This is a genomic window from Actinosynnema sp. NPDC023658, from assembly GCF_040639995.1.
In the GTDB taxonomy this organism is placed as follows: Bacteria; Actinomycetota; Actinomycetes; order Mycobacteriales; family Pseudonocardiaceae; genus Actinosynnema.
Genome location: NZ_JBFAAX010000842.1, coordinates 1,706 through 2,420 on the forward strand (window position 1 = coordinate 1,706; position 715 = coordinate 2,420).

Genomic DNA, 715 nt, shown 5'->3' on the forward strand with positions numbered 1-715 from the left:
GAGGCTGGAACGTTGAGGGTTCCGGGTAGGCGTCGGGGTCGTGGTGGTTGAGGTAGGGGCTGAACAGCAGGTTCGTCCCCGCCGGCAGTCCGCGGGCCGTCGCGGTGAGCTGCCGCTGGAGTCGCCACACCGGTGGGTGCAGGCGCAGGGTTTCGCGGATCACCGCCCGGCACAGCGGCAGGTCCGCCGTCGGGTTCGGGCGCGCAATGATCTCGACTCGGGCCCGCTCCTGGACGTCGGGGTGGGTGGCCAGCTCGTGCAAGGCCCACGCCAGTGCGGTGGCCGGGATGTGGTGGCTGGACAGCAGCATCGTGCGCAGGGCCAGCGTCACAGTGTGCTCGTCGAACCCGTGGTCAATCAGGACGGCCTGCAGGCTCGCGGGTGAAGGGCGGGTGCGGACGTGGTGTCCGATGGCGTCGTAGGTGGCGCGCTGGGCGTGCCGCAGCCGGCGGCGTCCGAGCGGGAGCGGCCAACGAGTCGGTCTCGCCAAGACCAGTTCGCGTTCGACCAGGGCGGACAACGCCTCGGACGGCTCGTCCAGCAGGTATCGGATGTTGAGGGCGGAGATCAGGTTGACCGCCGCGCGTTCGGCGTCGACGTCGCCAGGCGACGGCCACCCGGCGACGACCTGCTCGGCCTGGTCCGCGATCACCGGGATCGCCGAGGTCAGCCGCGAAGCGGTCAGGAACGGGTGCGCGGCGCGGCGCACCGCCAT

At 71.6% G+C, this 715-nt stretch carries 1 protein-coding gene; it reads right to left on the reverse strand.

Translation table 11 applies throughout. From position 1 onward, the window contains the following. On the reverse strand, positions 1-715 hold a 715-nt coding region (locus tag AB0G02_RS35445; RefSeq protein WP_360803394.1), incomplete at both ends, for a cytochrome P450.